This is a genomic window from Ramlibacter sp., from assembly GCF_028291745.1.
Taxonomy (GTDB): Bacteria; Pseudomonadota; Gammaproteobacteria; order Burkholderiales; family Burkholderiaceae_C; genus Ramlibacter.
In genome coordinates this window covers 1-14,051 of the sequence record NZ_JAQGNQ010000038.1, presented here as the reverse complement: position 1 = coordinate 14,051, position 14,051 = coordinate 1, and the positions used below count along the sequence as shown (strand labels likewise).

The window sequence follows — 14,051 nt, the reverse complement described above, 5'->3', positions numbered from 1 at the left end:
GCTCAGTGCCTCAGGAAAACCATCTTGGCCAGGAACCCGACGAAGAACACCAGCGCGATCGACGCGAGGATCAGCGCCAGTCGCAGGTTGCTCTTCTTGCGAGCTTGCGCCGAACTGGATTCGGTGTCGTCGGCCATGGCGTCGCGCTCCGTCAGGCTCAATGCGCGCCGTGCGCGGCAGGCGCGGGGTGCGCGTCGAGCACGCGGGTGGCCGCGGCGTTCAGGCGCGGGGGCGTCTCGAAAGTATGGAAGGGCGCCGGCGACGGCACTTCCCATTCCAGGCCTTCGGCGCCCTTGCCGTCCGGATCGTTCCAGGGACGCTGCGGGGCGATCGCGCCCTTGCCGCGCATGCAGGGCAGCACGACGAACAGGAAGAAGTACACCTGCGCGAACCCGAAGAAGAAGGCACCGATGGACGCGACCATGTTGAAGTCGGCGAACTGCATCGGGTAGTCGGCGTAGCGGCGGGGCATCCCGGCCAGGCCCAGGAAGTGCATCGGGAAGAAGGTGACGTTGAACGAGATCAGCGACCACCAGAAGTGGATCTTGCCGTTGCGCTCGTTGTACATCCGCCCGGTCCACTTGGGCAGCCAGTAGTAGGCGCCCGAGAACATCGCGAACAGCGAGCCGGCCACCAGCACGTAATGGAAGTGGGCCACCACGTAATAGGTGTCCTGCAGCAGCAGGTCGATCGGCGCCAAGGCCAGGATCAGGCCGGTGAAGCCGCCGATGGTGAACACGAAGATGAAGCCCACCGCGAACAGCATCGGCGTCTCGAAGGTCATCGAGCCCTGCCACATCGTCGCGATCCAGTTGAAGATCTTCACGGCCGTGGGCACCGCGATCAGCATGGTCGCGTACATGAAGAACAGCTGGCCCGTCACCGGCATGCCGGTGGTGAACATGTGGTGCGCCCACACGATGAACGACAGGATCGCGATCGAGCTGGTCGCGTAGACCATCGAGGCGTAGCCGAACAGGCGCTTGCGCGCGAAGGCCGGCACGACCTGGCTGATGATGCCGAAGGCCGGCAGGATCATGATGTAGACCTCGGGGTGGCCGAAGAACCAGAAGATGTGCTGGTACATCACCGGGTCGCCGCCGCCGCCGGGGTTGAAGAAGGTGGTGCCGAAGTGGCGATCGGTCAGCGTCATCGTGATGGCGCCGGCCAGCACGGGCATCACGGCGATCAGCAGGTAGGCGGTGATCAGCCAGGTCCAGCAGAACATCGGCATCTTCATCAGCGTCATGCCGGGCGCGCGCATGTTGAGGATGGTCACGATGATGTTGATCGAGCCCATGATCGACGAGGCGCCCATGATGTGCATGGCGAAGATGCCGGCGTCCATCGACGGGCCCATCTGCAGCGTCAGCGGCGCGTACAGCGTCCAGCCGGCGGCGGGAGCACCGCCGGGCATGAAGAACGAGCCGACCAGCATCAGCGCCGCCGGGATCAGCAGCCAGAAGCTGAAGTTGTTCATCCGCGCGAAGGCCATGTCGGGCGCGCCGATCTGCAGCGGGATCATCCAGTTCGCGAAGCCCACGAAGGCCGGCATGATGGCGCCGAACACCATGATCAGGCCGTGCATGGTGGTGAACTGGTTGAACAGTTCGGGGTTCACCAGTTGCAGGCCGGGTTCGAACAGTTCGGCGCGGATCAGCAGCGCCAGGGTGCCGCCGATCATGAACATCGTGAACGAGAACAGCAGGTACAGAGTCCCGATGTCCTTGTGGTTGGTCGCGTAGACCCAGCGCCGCCAGCCGGTGGGAGCGTGCGCGTGATGGTCATCGTGGCCATGCACGTGGCCGTGGCCGTGGGGGTCGAGAACTGCACTCATGGATGGTTACCTCTATTCCTGGCCACTGGTCACTTGCCGCGCTGCGCCAGCACTTCGGCCGGCTGCACGAGCTGGCCCGTGCGATTGGTCCAGTGATTCTTGGTGAAGCTGATGACGGCGGCGATGTCGGTATCGTTCAGCGTGCCCTTCCACGCTGGCATCGCGCCGCGGCCGTTGAGCACCACCTGGATCTGCTTGGTCTTGTCGGGGTCGTTGACGATCGGCGAGCCGTTCAGGGGCTTGATCGGGCCGGCGCCATTGCCATTGGGCTGGTGGCAGGCGGCGCAGGTGCCGTTGTAGACCTTCTCGCCGCGCACCTGGATGTCGGCCAGCGTCCAGACCTTGGACGGGTCGTCCTGCCTGGCAGCCATCGCCTTCTTCTGGTCGCCGCTCCACTTGACGAACTCGCCCTGGCTCACCACCTTCACGTGGATCGGCATGTAGGCGTGCTCCTTGCCGCACAGCTCGTAGCACTGGCCGTAGAAGTCGCCGACCTTCTCGCTGCGAAACCACGTGTCGCGCACGAAGCCGGGAATGGCGTCCTGCTTGACGCCGAAGGCCGGCACGCCCCAGGCGTGGATCACGTCGTTGGCCGTGGTGATGATGCGGACTTTCTTGTTGACCGGCACCACCAGCGGGTTGTCGACTTCCAGCAGGTAGTTGCTGGGCATGTCCGCGGCGTGCGCGCCTTCGTTGGAAAGCTCGCGGTGCTCCGGCAGGATGGTGGAGACGAAGCTCACGCCCTGGGCGTCGCCGTTCAGGTAGTCGTAACCCCACTTCCACTGGTAGCCCGTGGCCTTGATCGTGAGGTCGGCGTTGGAAGTGTCCTTGGACGCGACCAGCACCTTGGTGGCCGGCAGCGCCATCAGGATGACGATGATGAAGGGAATGATCGTCCAGATCACTTCCACCGTCACCGATTCGTGGAAGTTGGCGGGCTTGTGGCCCTTGGACTTGCGGTGCTTCCAGATGGAATAGAACATCACCGCAAACACCAGCACGAAGATCACGAGGCACGTGATCAGCATGAACCAGTGCAGCCACGACTGCTCCACCGCGATGCGCGTGGCCGCGGCAGTCAGGTTCAGCTGGCGCACGGCCGGGCCGCCGGGAAGGTCCTGCACCGCCGCACCGGCCGCTCCGGCCAGCCCCGCCAGGGAAAGCAGTGCCGCGATCTTCGAATTACTCTTCATCGTTATCAGCCTCAAGCCTTGCAAAAAACCGACCTGCGCAACCGCTCACGCCTCTCGCAGCGCCCTGCGGATCTCCTGCGCCAGTTGCGGCCGCAGTTCCGGCCGCAGGTAACGCCCCACGATCACCCGCCGCCCCTGGCCCGACACCTCGATCAGCGAGCGGTCGTCCAGCGCCGGTTCCACCCGGACCCATTCGCGGTTGAATTCCGCGCGTTCCAGCCGGCCGGCGCTTTCCGTTTCGACCACCAGCCGCCGCCCCGACAGGAGGATGTGCTCGCGGTCCGCCGCGTGCCGCGCGTAGGCGAGGAAGGCCACGCCCACCGCCGCCAGCTCGAGCCAGGCGAACGGGAGGATCAGCACCGCACCCACGATCCAGAACAGCGTGCCGATCGCGAGCGTCACGACGCACAGCGAGGCATACAGCCAACCCAGCTGGGCGGGCGTCACCGAGCAATTGCGCCCCAGGAACCAGTGGATGGCCTGGCCCTGGACGGTGGCAAAGCGGAATACAGGATCCGACACGGGCGTCGTACCAAAATCGACCGCGCATTGTAGCGGTGTTGGTTGGGCCACTTCCTAGCCGCGCCCGCGGCCACCCGCCTGCAGCATCGCCCGCATGTCACCGACCGAAACCGCCGTCTGCTCGCCCACACGGGCGCGCGGCAGCGGCTTGAACGCATGGCCGTAGACGATCTCGAAGGTGAGCGTGAGCTTGCCGTCGGCGCCGCGCAACTCGCGCTCGAGCGCCGCCCCAAGCCGATCGGGCCAATGCCGGCCGCGCAACGCGGCAAAGCGCTGCGGATGCAGGTTGGCGCCCAGCTCGCGCAGTTCCTGCAGCAGCCGAGCCGGCGTGTCGAAGGCCAGCGTGATGCGCTCCATGTCCATCACCGGCTCCGCGAAGCCGCTGTGCACCAGCATGTCGCCCCAGTCGTGCATGTCGGTGAATTCATGGCCGGGCGGCGGCCAGCCGCTGGCTGCATACACCGCGCGCAATTCGCGCAGCGTGTCGGGCCCGAGGCAGGAGAACATCAGGAAACCGTCGACGGCCAGTGCCTCGTGCCACTGGCGAATCAGCGCCTGCGGGTCGGCCGCGGTGTGCAACTGCATGTTGGCCCACAGCATCTGCATGGTGCCGGCCGCGGGCGCGCCGAATTCCAGCTTGCTGCCGCCCAGCCGCCGCCACCAGGGTTGGGCGAGCCGCTCGCGGGCGACCGTGGCGCGACGCGGCTGCGGCTCCACCACGTGCACCCGCGCCTGGGCATACCGCTGGGCGACCCGGGCATGCGCGTCCAGGCCGCCGCGCACGGGCTCCCAGTCGGCCCACGCTTCGGGCGCTCGCATGATCCATTGCAGGCGTTCTTCCATCCGCCGGCCGACCTCCTCGTGCAGCCACGGGCTCAGCGCCGGCGCGGCGGTCTCCCAGCGGGCGGCCGCGACGGGGTCGATGGTGGGCGGTCGTTCGGAGGAGGCCATGGGCAGGGGTGCCGAGTATATTGACCGGACGATGCCGCCCGCCTGGATGCAGCGCTGGATGCCCGCCGCCGCCAGCCGCTGCGCGATCTGCGGCGCCTGGCCCGCGCAGCCGCTGTGCGATGCCTGCGTCGTGCGCTTCGCTCGGCCGTGCCATCGCTGCACCCTGTGCGCCCTGCCCTTGCCCGAGGGCGTGGCGGTCTGCGGCGCGTGCTTGCAGAGACCGCCGCCGCTCGATGCCTGCCATGCGGCCGTGGCCTATGCGTATCCCTGGTCGGGTCTGCTCGCGCGCTTCAAGTTCAACGGCGAGCCGGGCTGGGCCGCGGCGCTGGCGCAGCGGATGACGCGGGCGCCGGGCGTGGCGCAGGAGATCGCCCGCGCTGACCTGCTCTTGCCGATGCCGCTGGCACCTCGCCGCCTGGCCGAGCGCGGCTTCAACCAGGCGCTGCTGCTGGCGCGCGCATTGGACCGCGACAAGGTCGAGGCGCAATTGCTGCTGCGACTGCGCGAGACCGGTTCGCAGACCGCGCTGGAACGCAAGGCCCGGGAGAAGAACGTCGAGGGCGCGTTTGGCGTCGAGCCCTTGCGGGCGGGCGAACTGCGCGGCAAGGCCGTGTTGCTGGTCGACGATGTGATGACCAGCGGGGCATCGTTGCATGCGGCTGCAAGAGCGGTGCGGCAGGCGGGAGCACGAACGGTGGCGGCAGTGGTGCTGGCGCGCACCGATGCGCCTCAGGCGTAAGGCTGCCTGGACGGCATCCGGGGACAATCCCCCCATGTTCCACATCGTCCTGGTGAATCCCGAAATCCCGCCCAACACCGGCAACGTCATTCGCCTGGCAGCGAACACCGGCTGCACGCTGCATCTCATCGAGCCGCTGGGCTTCTCGATGGACGATCGCCACATGCGTCGCGCCGGACTGGACTATCACGAGTACGCCGAGGTCCGGCGGCATGCGGACTGGCACACCTTCCTGCAGACCCAGGTCCCCGATCGCCAGCGCCTGTTCGCCCTCACCACCCGCGGCACGCGGCACGTGCACGAGGTCGCCTTCGCGGCGGGGGACTGGCTGGTGTTCGGCTGCGAGACGCGCGGCCTGGCCCCCGAGGTCCTCGAAGCCTTTGAACCAACACAGCGGCTGCGGCTGCCAATGCGCAGCGGCCAGCGCAGCCTCAACCTTTCGAACGCTGTCGCGGTCACCGTCTTCGAGGCGTGGCGACAGCACGGCTTTGCCGGGGCTGCCTGAGGCTTGCGCATCGCGCGACACAAGCAATATCTCGTTTCCTCGCGCTGTGATTGAAACTTTCGCTACGGTCCCGCATCTGACCAATAACCGGCCCGTAACAGGGCAGGCCAGGCAACCCAGACTCCTTTCTTTCGCCCGCTTCGTGCGGGCTTCTTTTTGCCAGCTGTAAGCTGCGTGCAGTTCACGCGTAGCGGCGCGTGATCGATTCGGCAATGCACACCGGCTTGTCACCTCCCTCGCGTTCCACCGTCACCTGCCACGTCATCTGCTGGCCGTTGCCAGCCACGGGCTCGCAAGCGATCAGCTTCAGTTGCGCCCGCAAGCGGCTGCCCACCGGCACCGGAGCCGTGAAGCGCACGCGGTTGAGCCCGTAGTTGACGCCCATGCGCGTGTCGCGCACCTGCAGTGCCGAGTCGAAGAACGTCGGCAGCAGCGACAGCGTGAGAAAGCCGTGCGCGATCGTCGTGCCAAAGGGTCCCTCCTGCGCGCGCTGCGGATCGACGTGGATCCACTGGTGGTCGCCGGTCGCCTGCGCGAACAGGTCGATCTGCTGCTGCGTGATGACGATCCAGTCGCTGGTGGCGATGTCCTGGCCCGCGAGCGGGGCAAGCTCGCTCAGGTGTTCGAAGATTCTCATGGCGGCAATGTAGCAAGGCCTGCCGCATCGGCTATGTTCGAGGGGATGGATGAGCCCCAAACTCCGCGGCCCGGCATCTACGTGCTGGCGGCGCACCCCAACTGGCGCGAATCGCGCGTCAACCGGCAGCTGTTCGACGAGGCCCGCACGCTGCCCGGCGTGCACCTGCAGGACCTCTACGGCCGCTATCCCGATTACGACATCGACGTGGCGGCGGAACAGGCCAACGTCGACGGTGCGCAGCTGCTCGTGCTGCTGCATCCGATCCAGTGGTATTCCATGCCGGCACTGATGAAGCTCTGGCTCGACGAGGTGCTGCGCTACGGCTGGGCCTACGGCCGCGCCGGCACGGCCTTGCATGGCAAGGACTTGTGGCTGGTCGCCACCACGGGCGGGCCCGAGGGCTCGTACCACCCGCAGGGCTACAACCGCTATTTCTTCGATGCCTTCCTGCCGCCGTACGAGCAGACGGCCGCCTTGTGCGGCATGCGCTTCCTGCCGCCCCTGGTGCTGTACGGGGCGCATCGGGCCCGCGAGGCGGACGTGCAGGCGCACGCCGAGATCTTCCGCGCGCGGCTGCAGACCTATCCCGACTGGCCCGAGCTCGAAGACCTGGGCGCATGCCCCATCATCGACGTGCCCGCCACCGATCGGCCAGTGCCGGCGACCGCAGGAGAGCCGTGATGGAAAACGCACCTGCCTGGCTGATGGAAAGTCTCGTCTACCTCGCCGCAGCGGTGATCGTCGTGCCGCTCTCGCGTGCGGTGGGCCTCGGCTCGATCCTCGGCTATCTTGCGGCTGGCATCGTGATCGGCCCCTGGGGGCTGGCGCTCGTGAGCAACGTGGAGGACATCCTGCACTTCGCCGAATTCGGCGTGGTGCTGATGCTGTTCCTGATCGGCCTGGAGCTGGAGCCGCGGCGCCTGTGGAGCCTGCGACATCCGATCTTCGGCTGGGGCAGCGCGCAGGTGCTGGCTTGCGCCGCGCTGCTGTTCGCCGCTGCCTCCATCGCGGGCGTTCCCTGGCGCACGGCACTGGCCGGGGCGCTGGGCCTGGCGCTGTCGTCCACCGCCATCGCACTGCAGGTGATGGGCGAGCGCAACCTGCTGCCCACCAGCAGCGGCCGCGCCGGTTTTTCCATCCTGCTGTTCCAGGACGTCGCCGCGATTCCGATCCTGGCCCTGCTGCCCCTGCTGGGAGGCGTGAGCGATGCGCAGCTGGCAGGCGGCGATCGGCTGATGGAGGCACTGAAGATCGTCGGCGTGATCGCCGGGATCATCCTCGGCGGCCGACTCGCGCTGCGGCCCCTGCTGCGATGGATCGCGAAGAGCCGCACGCCCGAGATCTTCACGGCGGCGGCGCTGCTGCTGGTGGTGGCGATCGCTGCCTTGATGCTGCTGGTGGGACTGTCGATGGCGCTGGGCGCCTTCCTCGCGGGCGTGCTGCTGGCCGATAGCGAATATCGACGCGAACTGGAGACCGACATCGAGCCCTTCAAGGGCCTGCTGCTCGGGCTGTTCTTCATCGCGGTGGGCATGAGCGTCGACTTCGGCGTGCTCGCGCGCCAGCCGGGCGTGATGGCGCTGATCGTCGTCGGCTTGCTGGTGCTGAAGTCGCTGGTGATCTGGGCCATCGCCGCGCCCATGGGCATACCGCTGGCCGAGCGGCCGGTGTTCACGCTGCTGCTGGCGCAAGGCGGCGAGTTCGCGTTCGTGGTGTTCCAGGCCGCGGCCGGCGCCCACGTGTTCCCGGCCGAGACCGCATCGCTGTTGATCGGTGCGGTGGCCGTGTCGATGCTGCTGACCCCGGTGCTGCTGGTCGCCGCCGACCGCCTGCTGCTGCCGCGGCTGGAAGACGGCAAGCGCACCCTGCCCGAGATCAGCCAGCCGCAGGACGCGCCGGTGATCATCGCCGGCTTCGGCCGCTACGGGCAGATCATCGGCCGCTTGCTGAATGCGGAAGGCATTGGTGCCACCGTGCTCGATCACGACGCCGACATGGTCGAGGCGGCGCGCTCCTTTGGCTACAAGGTGCACTACGGCGACGCGACGCGGCTGGACCTGCTGCGCACGGCGGGTGCCGCATCGGCCCGTGTGTTCGTGGTCGCCGTGGACGATGTCGAACAATCGCTGCGCATCGTCGACCTGGTGCACGAGAACTTCCCCAAGCTCGAACTGGTGGCCCGCGCGCGCGACGTGACCCACTGGAACGCGCTGCGCGATCGCGGCGTGCTGCGCATCGAGCGGGAAGTGTTCGAGTCGAGCCTGCGCAGCGGCCGTACCGTGCTGGAGGTGCTGGGCATGCCGGCGCACGCCGCGCGCCAGCAGGCGATGCGCTTTCGCCGGCACAACCTGGCGCTGTTCGAAAAGATGTACCCGCACCACCGCGACCGCGCCCGCATGATCGCCGTGGTCAAGGCGGGGCGCCAGCAACTCGAGGAGCAGATGGCGCGCGAGCGGGCGGAGAACGAAGCGCGCAGGAAGGGGGGCGACGAGCGGATGCCGGGGTGGGATACGGATCGACCGGGGTGAGCCCCTCGGGTCCCACTGGACGACTCCGGCGAGGTGTACCCGGACCAACAATCTGTCCGCGCCTCAACGCACGCAGGCTGTCCTCTCTGCTTCGGTTTCCACCCGGACCGTCACGGTGGGAGCCCCTGCCACCGTGGTTTGCAGATCGGTCGCGGTGGCGAGTCGATCACCGTCGACATGGTATTCGTATTCGCGCGTCGAACCGATCAGGTCGGTCTTGTAGGTGCTGCCGGTCATGGTTGCCGAATAGAAACCAGGACGGGCGATTCGATACCGGTACGTGCTTGTCACCGTCCCGCTCGCGGTCTGGCAGGTCGATGCAAGTTGATCGTCCTTGAACTGGAGAGTGCACCTGCCGGAGGTGTCCTCCACCTCTGGGGCGCCCTGCGCGTGCTGAACAATTTTCATGGCCCGCCAACAGCCGACGAGCGATGGGTCTGGCGCAGCCGCATGGCTCCAGGACGAAACAAAGGCCAGGGAGAGGAAGCAAGAACGCGCGAGTGACTGCATGTGAGGTGGTCGACATGAGCGGCCGCTCTGGGCCGACAAGAGTTCGTGAACAACTTCACCGCCGGGCCGCCATTATCCGGCACTGAATTGTCGCCGCCCCGCCCTGGTTCAGAGCGTGAGGCCCATGGCACGCTGGATCAGCCGGCTGGCAATGCGCCACTGGCCCGCCGAATCCTGGACGAAGGTGTCGAACACGTCGCTGATGCGCAACTGCTGCGAGCCGGACTCCTGCTGGTCGACCTGCTCGAAGGTGAGCTGCACCACGGTGCTGGAAATCGACCCCGCTTCGACCCGCTCGATGCGCAGGTTGGACCACACGTGGCGGGTCTTGCGTCCCGGGATGGCGGCGCGGCGCAGGCAGTCCTGGGCGATCTGCTCGCGGCCCACGAGCTCCTGCCCGCCGACGTGCAGGACGCCGTCCGCCACGAACAGCTGCGCCAGGCGCTCGCCGTCGCCGCGATCGGCGAACCACGCGAAGTCACCCAGGATCTGGCGGATGCGCTCCACGTTCGCGGCCGGCGCCGCAGCCTGGTTCTGGTTCAATCTCAGTCTTCGGAGGTATAGCCGGTCTGCTTGACGACCGGCTCCCAGCGAGCGAGGTCGCGGCGGATCAGGGCGGTGAATTCCTGCGGCGACAGCGTCGACGCATCCATGGTCATCTTGGCCAGCATCTCGCGGGCGTCCGGGTCCTTCAAGCCTTCGGCCAGGGCGCGGCTCACGCTGGCCACCAGCGCGTCCGGTGTTTTCGCCGGCAGGAACACGCCAAACCAGGTCATGGACTCCAGCGACGGGTAGCCGGCCTCGCGCACGGTGGGGATGTCGGGTGCGAAGCGGGACCGGGTCGGGCCCGACACCGCCAGCACGCGGGCCTTGCCGGCCTGCGCGAACGGCAGCACTTCACCGAGCACGTTGATGCTGGCGGCAATCTGCCCAGCCACCATATCCTGCGCCGCCAGGATGGAGCCTCGGTAGGGCACGTGCGTGAGTTCGATGCCGGCGGCTTGCGCCAGCATCCAGCCGGTGAAGTGCAGCGTCGTGCCCGCGCCCGAGGTGCCGAACGTGGCCTTGCCCGGGTTGGCCTTGGCCCAGCGCACGAAGTCGGCGACCGTGCGCACCTCCGCCGGCACCAGCGGTCCGACCGCGATCCCCAGCGGCACCATGCACAGCGTGGTCACTGGCTTCAGGTCCACCAGCGGCTGGTAAGTGAGCTTCTTGTACACGTGCGGGTAGATCGTCATGATCGCGTCCGGCGTGACCAGCATCGCCGAGCCATCCGCCGGCGCCCGCTTGATGTTGTCCACAGCCAGCCGGCCGCCCGCGCCCGCGCGGTTGTCGACGACGTGCGGCGTGCCGGAGGCGGACAGCTTGAGCGCCGCGAGCCGCGCCACCACGTCGGCGGCGCTGCCGGGTGGAAAGCCCACGCAGACCCGCACCGACCCCGGCGTCTGCGCCAGCAGCTGGTCCAGCGGACCGGCGGCACAGAGCGCCCCCGCCGCCTGCAACACGGTTCTTCGAGCAATCATGGGGTCTCCTTCGTTGTTCTCTGTGGGGCGCGGCACTCAGCCGGCGTCGGCAAGCAGCCGCGCGGCTTCGATGCCGGCGATGGCGCATTGCTCGTCGCGATCGGGCAAGTCCCCGCTGACGCCGACCGAACCGAGCACCCGGCCGTCGCCGTCGCGCACCAGCACGCCGCCGCGCACCGGGAACACCCGGCCTTCCGAGGCGGCGAACAAGGCGCCATAGAAGACGGGATGGCTCTCGGCGCGCTCGGCCATCGTGCGACCGCCGGCCCCCATGCCCAGCACGCCCCAGGCCTTGCCGGTGGCGATCTGGGGCCGCAGGATGCCCGAACCATCCTCGCGCTGGAATGCCAGCAGGTGGCCCCCCGCGTCGAGGACCGCCACCGTCATCGGCTGCAGCTTGAGTTGCCGCGCCTGCGCGAGCGCGGCCTCGACGATGAGCGCCGCGGTTTTCAGCGGCAGCAGGACGCGATCGGGAGACATTTGGGACATGGCGGAAAATGGCGGTGGACGGACGTCGAGTCTCAAAGTCACCAGGTGACTTCGGCGTACTGTAGCAGCCCTTTTCGCCAATGCAATGAACACCTCGCGCAACTCTTCCTGGGCCCCTTCGCGCCCGCTGGACCGCGGCAACGCCGCCCACCAGATCCTCGAGGATCTCCGGCTCGACATCGTCGGCGGCCGGTTCGCGCGCGGCGCCAAGCTGCCGACCGAACGCGAACTGGCCGCCGGCTTCGGCGTGAGCGGCGCCACCGTGCGCGAAGCGGTGCGCGGCCTGGTCGCCAGCGGACTGGTGGAAGTCCGGCACGGCAGCGGCGCCTACGTCACCGGCAATCCGTCGAGCCTGCTGGACGGCCCGCTCGGTTCGATGATCCAGATCGAGCGGATCGGCGTGGCCGAGGTGCTGGGCGTGCTGAAGGCCCTCAACATGCACGCCGCCGAAATCGCGGCCACGCGGGCCACGGCGCGGGAAACAGCAAGCCTGCGCGGCACGATAGACGCCATGAACGCGGCCCGCGACGCCGACGAACTGTCGGCCGCGCTCACCGCCTTCCTCAATCATCTCGTCCTGATTTCAGGCAATCCCCTGCTGGCCGCGCTCGCGGCATTCCTCGCCGGCCTGCAGGTTCGCCTGGCCATGCAGCTCTCCGGCAGCACCTTCGCCGCCTGGCGCAAGACCGTGCAGCGGTTGGCCGCCGAGCGCGAGCGGCTGGTGGCCGCGATCGAAGCGCGCGACCCTGCCGCGGCCCGGCAGGCCGCGAGCGATTACCACGATCGCGCCATCAAGGTGATCTCCGCGTTGCCCAGCGGCGCTTCGGCGCAGGTCAGCGATCCGCTCCTGGCCAGCCTGCTCGCGGCGTCGCAGCGCCCACCGGCGCGCAAGCGCTAGGCAGGTATTCAAATCCGCAGGTCCGGCTATTCCGTTGTTTACGCCCTCTTTACCCCAAGCCAACCTCCGAGCAATGCGCGCCGTCCTTAATGCGCAGCGGCGTGGCGCACAAGCAGCGTCTTCGCCGCTTATTCAAATGTTCCCACCGGAGGTTTTTCATGAGGATTTCGATTCAGCGGTTTCTTGAGGGCACCGCTGTTCTCGCGCTGGCGGCTTCGCTGGCCGCTTGCGGCGGCGGCACCGATGCCACGATCGGCGGCTCGGTCAGCGGGCTCGCCGCCGGCCAGAGCGTCACCCTGCAGAACAACAACACGGACAACCTGATCCTGAGCGCCGACCAGAGCTTCGCTTTCACCACCGGCATGGCCGCCGGCGCCACCTACAGCGTGTCGGTCCTGACGCAGCCCCTGGGCGAGAGCTGCACGGTCACCAACGGGGTGGGCACGGTCGATTCCTTGGCCGACAACGTCAGCTCGGTTACGGTGGCCTGTTCGGTGACGTCGTCCGTGGGCGGCACCGTCTCCGGGCTGGCGGCGGGCGGCAGTGTCTGGCTGACGCTGAGCAACGGCCAGATCCTGCCGATTGCGACGAATGGCTCGTTCGCGTTCCCCGGCATCCTGCCGGCCGGCTCGGCCTACAGCGTGGCCGTCACGACGCAGCCCGCACAACAGACCTGCACCGTCACCAACGGCACGGGCATCGTGGCCGTGGGAGTCATGGGCAACGTGGCGATTTCCTGCAATTGAGGCTGAATCCGGAAGCGGCCCTGGCCGCTTCCGGTCAGGGCGCCGCGGGGCTCATTTCTTCGGCGTAGCGCTTCAATTCAGCAGCGGCTTTCATGCGACATGACGTTGGGGCTAACCGGCTGCTCGCTTGCGAATCGTCCGTGTCGAGCGACCTGTTATGCGCGCGGTCTGCTCTGTGAGCTCCAGGAGGCCGGTGAGGGCTTCGTTCACGGCCTCCGTGGTGGGAAACGCCTTGGCGATCTCGTCGTCCAAGAGGACGAGATTCGTCCCCTTCGAAACTCGCGACAGGTACTTGCCCCGCACCCCTTTTCCGAGGTCGTCTCGCCGGTACTCGCGGCGCAGTTCGTCTTTAGCCTTGCTCATGGATTTGCCGCTCGTTTCGGGTTGCGCGACGCGAGTCATCGCAGGGGTGTGTCAACCGTATAACGTCGGAGTCGACCCGCGAGCGGCGGAAAGGATCGCAGCGAAGGCAGAGCGGTCGAATTCCGAGATGAACGCTTCCGCAACCTGTGCATTGGCTTTTCGCGCATAGCAGGCAGACCCCTCAACCAGCTCAAGCTCCGCCTGTGCGTTGAGGGAGATCTTCACAAGATCCCGCGGCGAGCGCGGGCAACGGCGTCTTCCAGGAACACGAGAGGTGCGCCAGCCTCGACTTCAGCCAACCGCCGCTCGACCTCCTCAGCCCAAGCCTCCTCGACTCGGGCTCACCAGCCACACTTGCCAGGAGGTGGTCGGCCAGGCGCACCCGTTCCTCGGCTGACAGCTGCAGCGCTTCGGCTTCGATCTTGGCGAGAGAGGCGGCCATTCGGTACTCCGGGGTAGCGATTAATCCTACTCCTGCGGTCTAAGGAAAGTCTGAACAAGTCCACCGATCATGCCGCGGCGCGTTGATTGACGCAAAGGAGCCTGCGCGATGAGCCAGATCAGTTTCTCCGACGCGGAGTACGCCGGCAAGCGGAAGAAGACGCGG

Annotated in this window: 17 protein-coding genes; 6 read left to right on the top strand and 11 right to left on the bottom strand. The window is 67.5% G+C overall.

Annotated features, from left to right (window positions below; all coding sequences use genetic code 11):
- Window positions 1-2: 2 nt before the first annotated feature.
- Genes JWP60_RS05840 through JWP60_RS05820 form a run of 5 tightly spaced genes read right to left on the bottom strand, consistent with a single transcriptional unit; the run spans window position 3 to window position 4,503 of the window.
- Window positions 3-137, bottom strand: coding sequence for a cytochrome oxidase small assembly protein (locus tag JWP60_RS05840; RefSeq protein ID WP_299787667.1), 135 nt, complete (start codon window positions 135-137; stop codon window positions 3-5).
- A gap of 20 nt (window positions 138-157) precedes the next feature.
- Entirely contained in the window at window positions 158-1,837 is a 1,680-nt protein-coding gene (gene ctaD, locus JWP60_RS05835) for a cytochrome c oxidase subunit I (RefSeq protein WP_299787664.1), read from the bottom strand.
- A 29-nt stretch (window positions 1,838-1,866) separates the two neighbouring features.
- On the bottom strand, window positions 1,867-3,030 hold the full coding sequence (coxB, locus tag JWP60_RS05830; RefSeq protein WP_299787661.1) for a cytochrome c oxidase subunit II: 1,164 nt from the start codon (window positions 3,028-3,030) through the stop codon (window positions 1,867-1,869).
- A gap of 45 nt (window positions 3,031-3,075) precedes the next feature.
- Window positions 3,076-3,552 (bottom strand): DUF2244 domain-containing protein, encoded by a 477-nt coding sequence (locus JWP60_RS05825; protein WP_299787659.1) that lies wholly within the window; start codon window positions 3,550-3,552, stop codon window positions 3,076-3,078.
- 54 nt (window positions 3,553-3,606) lie between these two features.
- Window positions 3,607-4,503: a class I SAM-dependent methyltransferase gene (locus tag JWP60_RS05820; protein ID WP_299787656.1), complete on the bottom strand. Its 897-nt coding sequence runs from the start codon at window positions 4,501-4,503 to the stop codon at window positions 3,607-3,609.
- Between the two features lie 31 nt (window positions 4,504-4,534).
- Here JWP60_RS05820 and JWP60_RS05815 point away from each other — a divergent pair, with 31 nt between their 5' ends.
- Together JWP60_RS05815 and trmL are read left to right on the top strand one after the other, a co-directional pair.
- Window positions 4,535-5,242 carry a ComF family protein gene (locus JWP60_RS05815; RefSeq protein ID WP_299787653.1) on the top strand — a complete coding sequence of 236 codons (708 nt, stop codon included), beginning with the start codon at window positions 4,535-4,537 and terminating at the stop codon, window positions 5,240-5,242.
- 34 nt (window positions 5,243-5,276) lie between these two features.
- Window positions 5,277-5,747 (top strand): tRNA (uridine(34)/cytosine(34)/5-carboxymethylaminomethyluridine(34)-2'-O)-methyltransferase TrmL, encoded by a 471-nt coding sequence (trmL, locus tag JWP60_RS05810; RefSeq protein ID WP_299787650.1) that lies wholly within the window; start codon window positions 5,277-5,279, stop codon window positions 5,745-5,747.
- A gap of 181 nt (window positions 5,748-5,928) precedes the next feature.
- Here the strand turns inward: trmL and JWP60_RS05805 are convergent, their stop codons facing one another.
- Window positions 5,929-6,384, bottom strand: coding sequence for a MaoC family dehydratase (locus tag JWP60_RS05805; protein ID WP_299787648.1), 456 nt, complete (start codon window positions 6,382-6,384; stop codon window positions 5,929-5,931).
- A gap of 45 nt (window positions 6,385-6,429) precedes the next feature.
- On the opposite strand from JWP60_RS05805, the gene JWP60_RS05800 reads away from it, so the two are divergent.
- Both JWP60_RS05800 and kefC read left to right on the top strand, forming a co-directional pair.
- The gene (locus JWP60_RS05800) at window positions 6,430-7,068 is read left to right on the top strand and encodes an NAD(P)H-dependent oxidoreductase (RefSeq protein WP_299787645.1); all 639 of its coding nucleotides are present in this window, start codon (window positions 6,430-6,432) and stop codon (window positions 7,066-7,068) included.
- Window positions 7,068-8,915: a glutathione-regulated potassium-efflux system protein KefC gene (kefC, locus tag JWP60_RS05795; protein ID WP_299787642.1), complete on the top strand. Its 1,848-nt coding sequence runs from the start codon at window positions 7,068-7,070 to the stop codon at window positions 8,913-8,915. Before JWP60_RS05800 ends, kefC begins: the two co-directional genes overlap by 1 nt.
- A gap of 63 nt (window positions 8,916-8,978) precedes the next feature.
- Here kefC and JWP60_RS05790 read toward each other — a convergent pair whose 3' ends face one another.
- The 4 genes from JWP60_RS05790 to JWP60_RS05775 all read right to left on the bottom strand — a co-directional run bounded on the left by JWP60_RS05790 (window position 8,979) and on the right by JWP60_RS05775 (window position 11,437).
- The gene (locus JWP60_RS05790; RefSeq protein ID WP_299787639.1) at window positions 8,979-9,323 is read right to left on the bottom strand and encodes a hypothetical protein; all 345 of its coding nucleotides are present in this window, start codon (window positions 9,321-9,323) and stop codon (window positions 8,979-8,981) included.
- A 210-nt stretch (window positions 9,324-9,533) separates the two neighbouring features.
- Entirely contained in the window at window positions 9,534-9,968 is a 435-nt protein-coding gene (locus JWP60_RS05785) for a nuclear transport factor 2 family protein (protein WP_299787637.1), read from the bottom strand.
- A 2-nt stretch (window positions 9,969-9,970) separates the two neighbouring features.
- On the bottom strand, window positions 9,971-10,948 hold the full coding sequence (locus JWP60_RS05780; RefSeq protein WP_299787634.1) for a tripartite tricarboxylate transporter substrate-binding protein: 978 nt from the start codon (window positions 10,946-10,948) through the stop codon (window positions 9,971-9,973).
- A 36-nt stretch (window positions 10,949-10,984) separates the two neighbouring features.
- Window positions 10,985-11,437, bottom strand: coding sequence for a heme-binding protein (locus JWP60_RS05775; RefSeq protein WP_299787631.1), 453 nt, complete (start codon window positions 11,435-11,437; stop codon window positions 10,985-10,987).
- An 85-nt stretch (window positions 11,438-11,522) separates the two neighbouring features.
- Between JWP60_RS05775 and JWP60_RS05770 the strand changes: the two genes are divergently transcribed.
- Together JWP60_RS05770 and JWP60_RS05765 are read left to right on the top strand one after the other, a co-directional pair.
- The gene (locus tag JWP60_RS05770; protein WP_299787628.1) at window positions 11,523-12,335 is read left to right on the top strand and encodes a GntR family transcriptional regulator; all 813 of its coding nucleotides are present in this window, start codon (window positions 11,523-11,525) and stop codon (window positions 12,333-12,335) included.
- A 158-nt stretch (window positions 12,336-12,493) separates the two neighbouring features.
- A complete protein-coding gene (locus tag JWP60_RS05765) occupies window positions 12,494-13,081 on the top strand; it encodes a hypothetical protein (RefSeq protein ID WP_299787625.1) in 588 nt (195 codons plus the stop codon).
- Between the two features lie 111 nt (window positions 13,082-13,192).
- On the opposite strand, the gene JWP60_RS05760 is transcribed toward JWP60_RS05765, so the two are convergent.
- Window positions 13,193-13,483, bottom strand: a complete 291-nt coding sequence (locus JWP60_RS05760) for a hypothetical protein (protein WP_299787622.1) — start codon at window positions 13,481-13,483, stop codon at window positions 13,193-13,195.
- Between the last annotated feature and the right edge of the window lie 568 nt (window positions 13,484-14,051).

Coding starts and splice junctions, on each gene's coding strand:
- JWP60_RS05770 (WP_299787628.1), top strand. CDS start 11,523: ATGAACACCTCGCGCAACTCTTCCTGGGCCCCTTCGCGCCCGCTGGAC.
- ctaD (WP_299787664.1), bottom strand. CDS start 1,837: ATGAGTGCAGTTCTCGACCCCCACGGCCACGGCCACGTGCATGGCCAC.
- kefC (WP_299787642.1), top strand. CDS start 7,068: ATGGAAAACGCACCTGCCTGGCTGATGGAAAGTCTCGTCTACCTCGCC.
- JWP60_RS05760 (WP_299787622.1), bottom strand. CDS start 13,483: ATGACTCGCGTCGCGCAACCCGAAACGAGCGGCAAATCCATGAGCAAG.
- JWP60_RS05815 (WP_299787653.1), top strand. CDS start 4,535: ATGCCGCCCGCCTGGATGCAGCGCTGGATGCCCGCCGCCGCCAGCCGC.
- trmL (WP_299787650.1), top strand. CDS start 5,277: ATGTTCCACATCGTCCTGGTGAATCCCGAAATCCCGCCCAACACCGGC.
- JWP60_RS05805 (WP_299787648.1), bottom strand. CDS start 6,384: ATGAGAATCTTCGAACACCTGAGCGAGCTTGCCCCGCTCGCGGGCCAG.
- coxB (WP_299787661.1), bottom strand. CDS start 3,030: ATGAAGAGTAATTCGAAGATCGCGGCACTGCTTTCCCTGGCGGGGCTG.
- JWP60_RS05820 (WP_299787656.1), bottom strand. CDS start 4,503: ATGGCCTCCTCCGAACGACCGCCCACCATCGACCCCGTCGCGGCCGCC.
- JWP60_RS05790 (WP_299787639.1), bottom strand. CDS start 9,323: ATGAAAATTGTTCAGCACGCGCAGGGCGCCCCAGAGGTGGAGGACACC.
- JWP60_RS05780 (WP_299787634.1), bottom strand. CDS start 10,948: ATGATTGCTCGAAGAACCGTGTTGCAGGCGGCGGGGGCGCTCTGTGCC.
- JWP60_RS05800 (WP_299787645.1), top strand. CDS start 6,430: ATGGATGAGCCCCAAACTCCGCGGCCCGGCATCTACGTGCTGGCGGCG.
- JWP60_RS05765 (WP_299787625.1), top strand. CDS start 12,494: ATGAGGATTTCGATTCAGCGGTTTCTTGAGGGCACCGCTGTTCTCGCG.
- JWP60_RS05840 (WP_299787667.1), bottom strand. CDS start 137: ATGGCCGACGACACCGAATCCAGTTCGGCGCAAGCTCGCAAGAAGAGC.
- JWP60_RS05775 (WP_299787631.1), bottom strand. CDS start 11,437: ATGTCCCAAATGTCTCCCGATCGCGTCCTGCTGCCGCTGAAAACCGCG.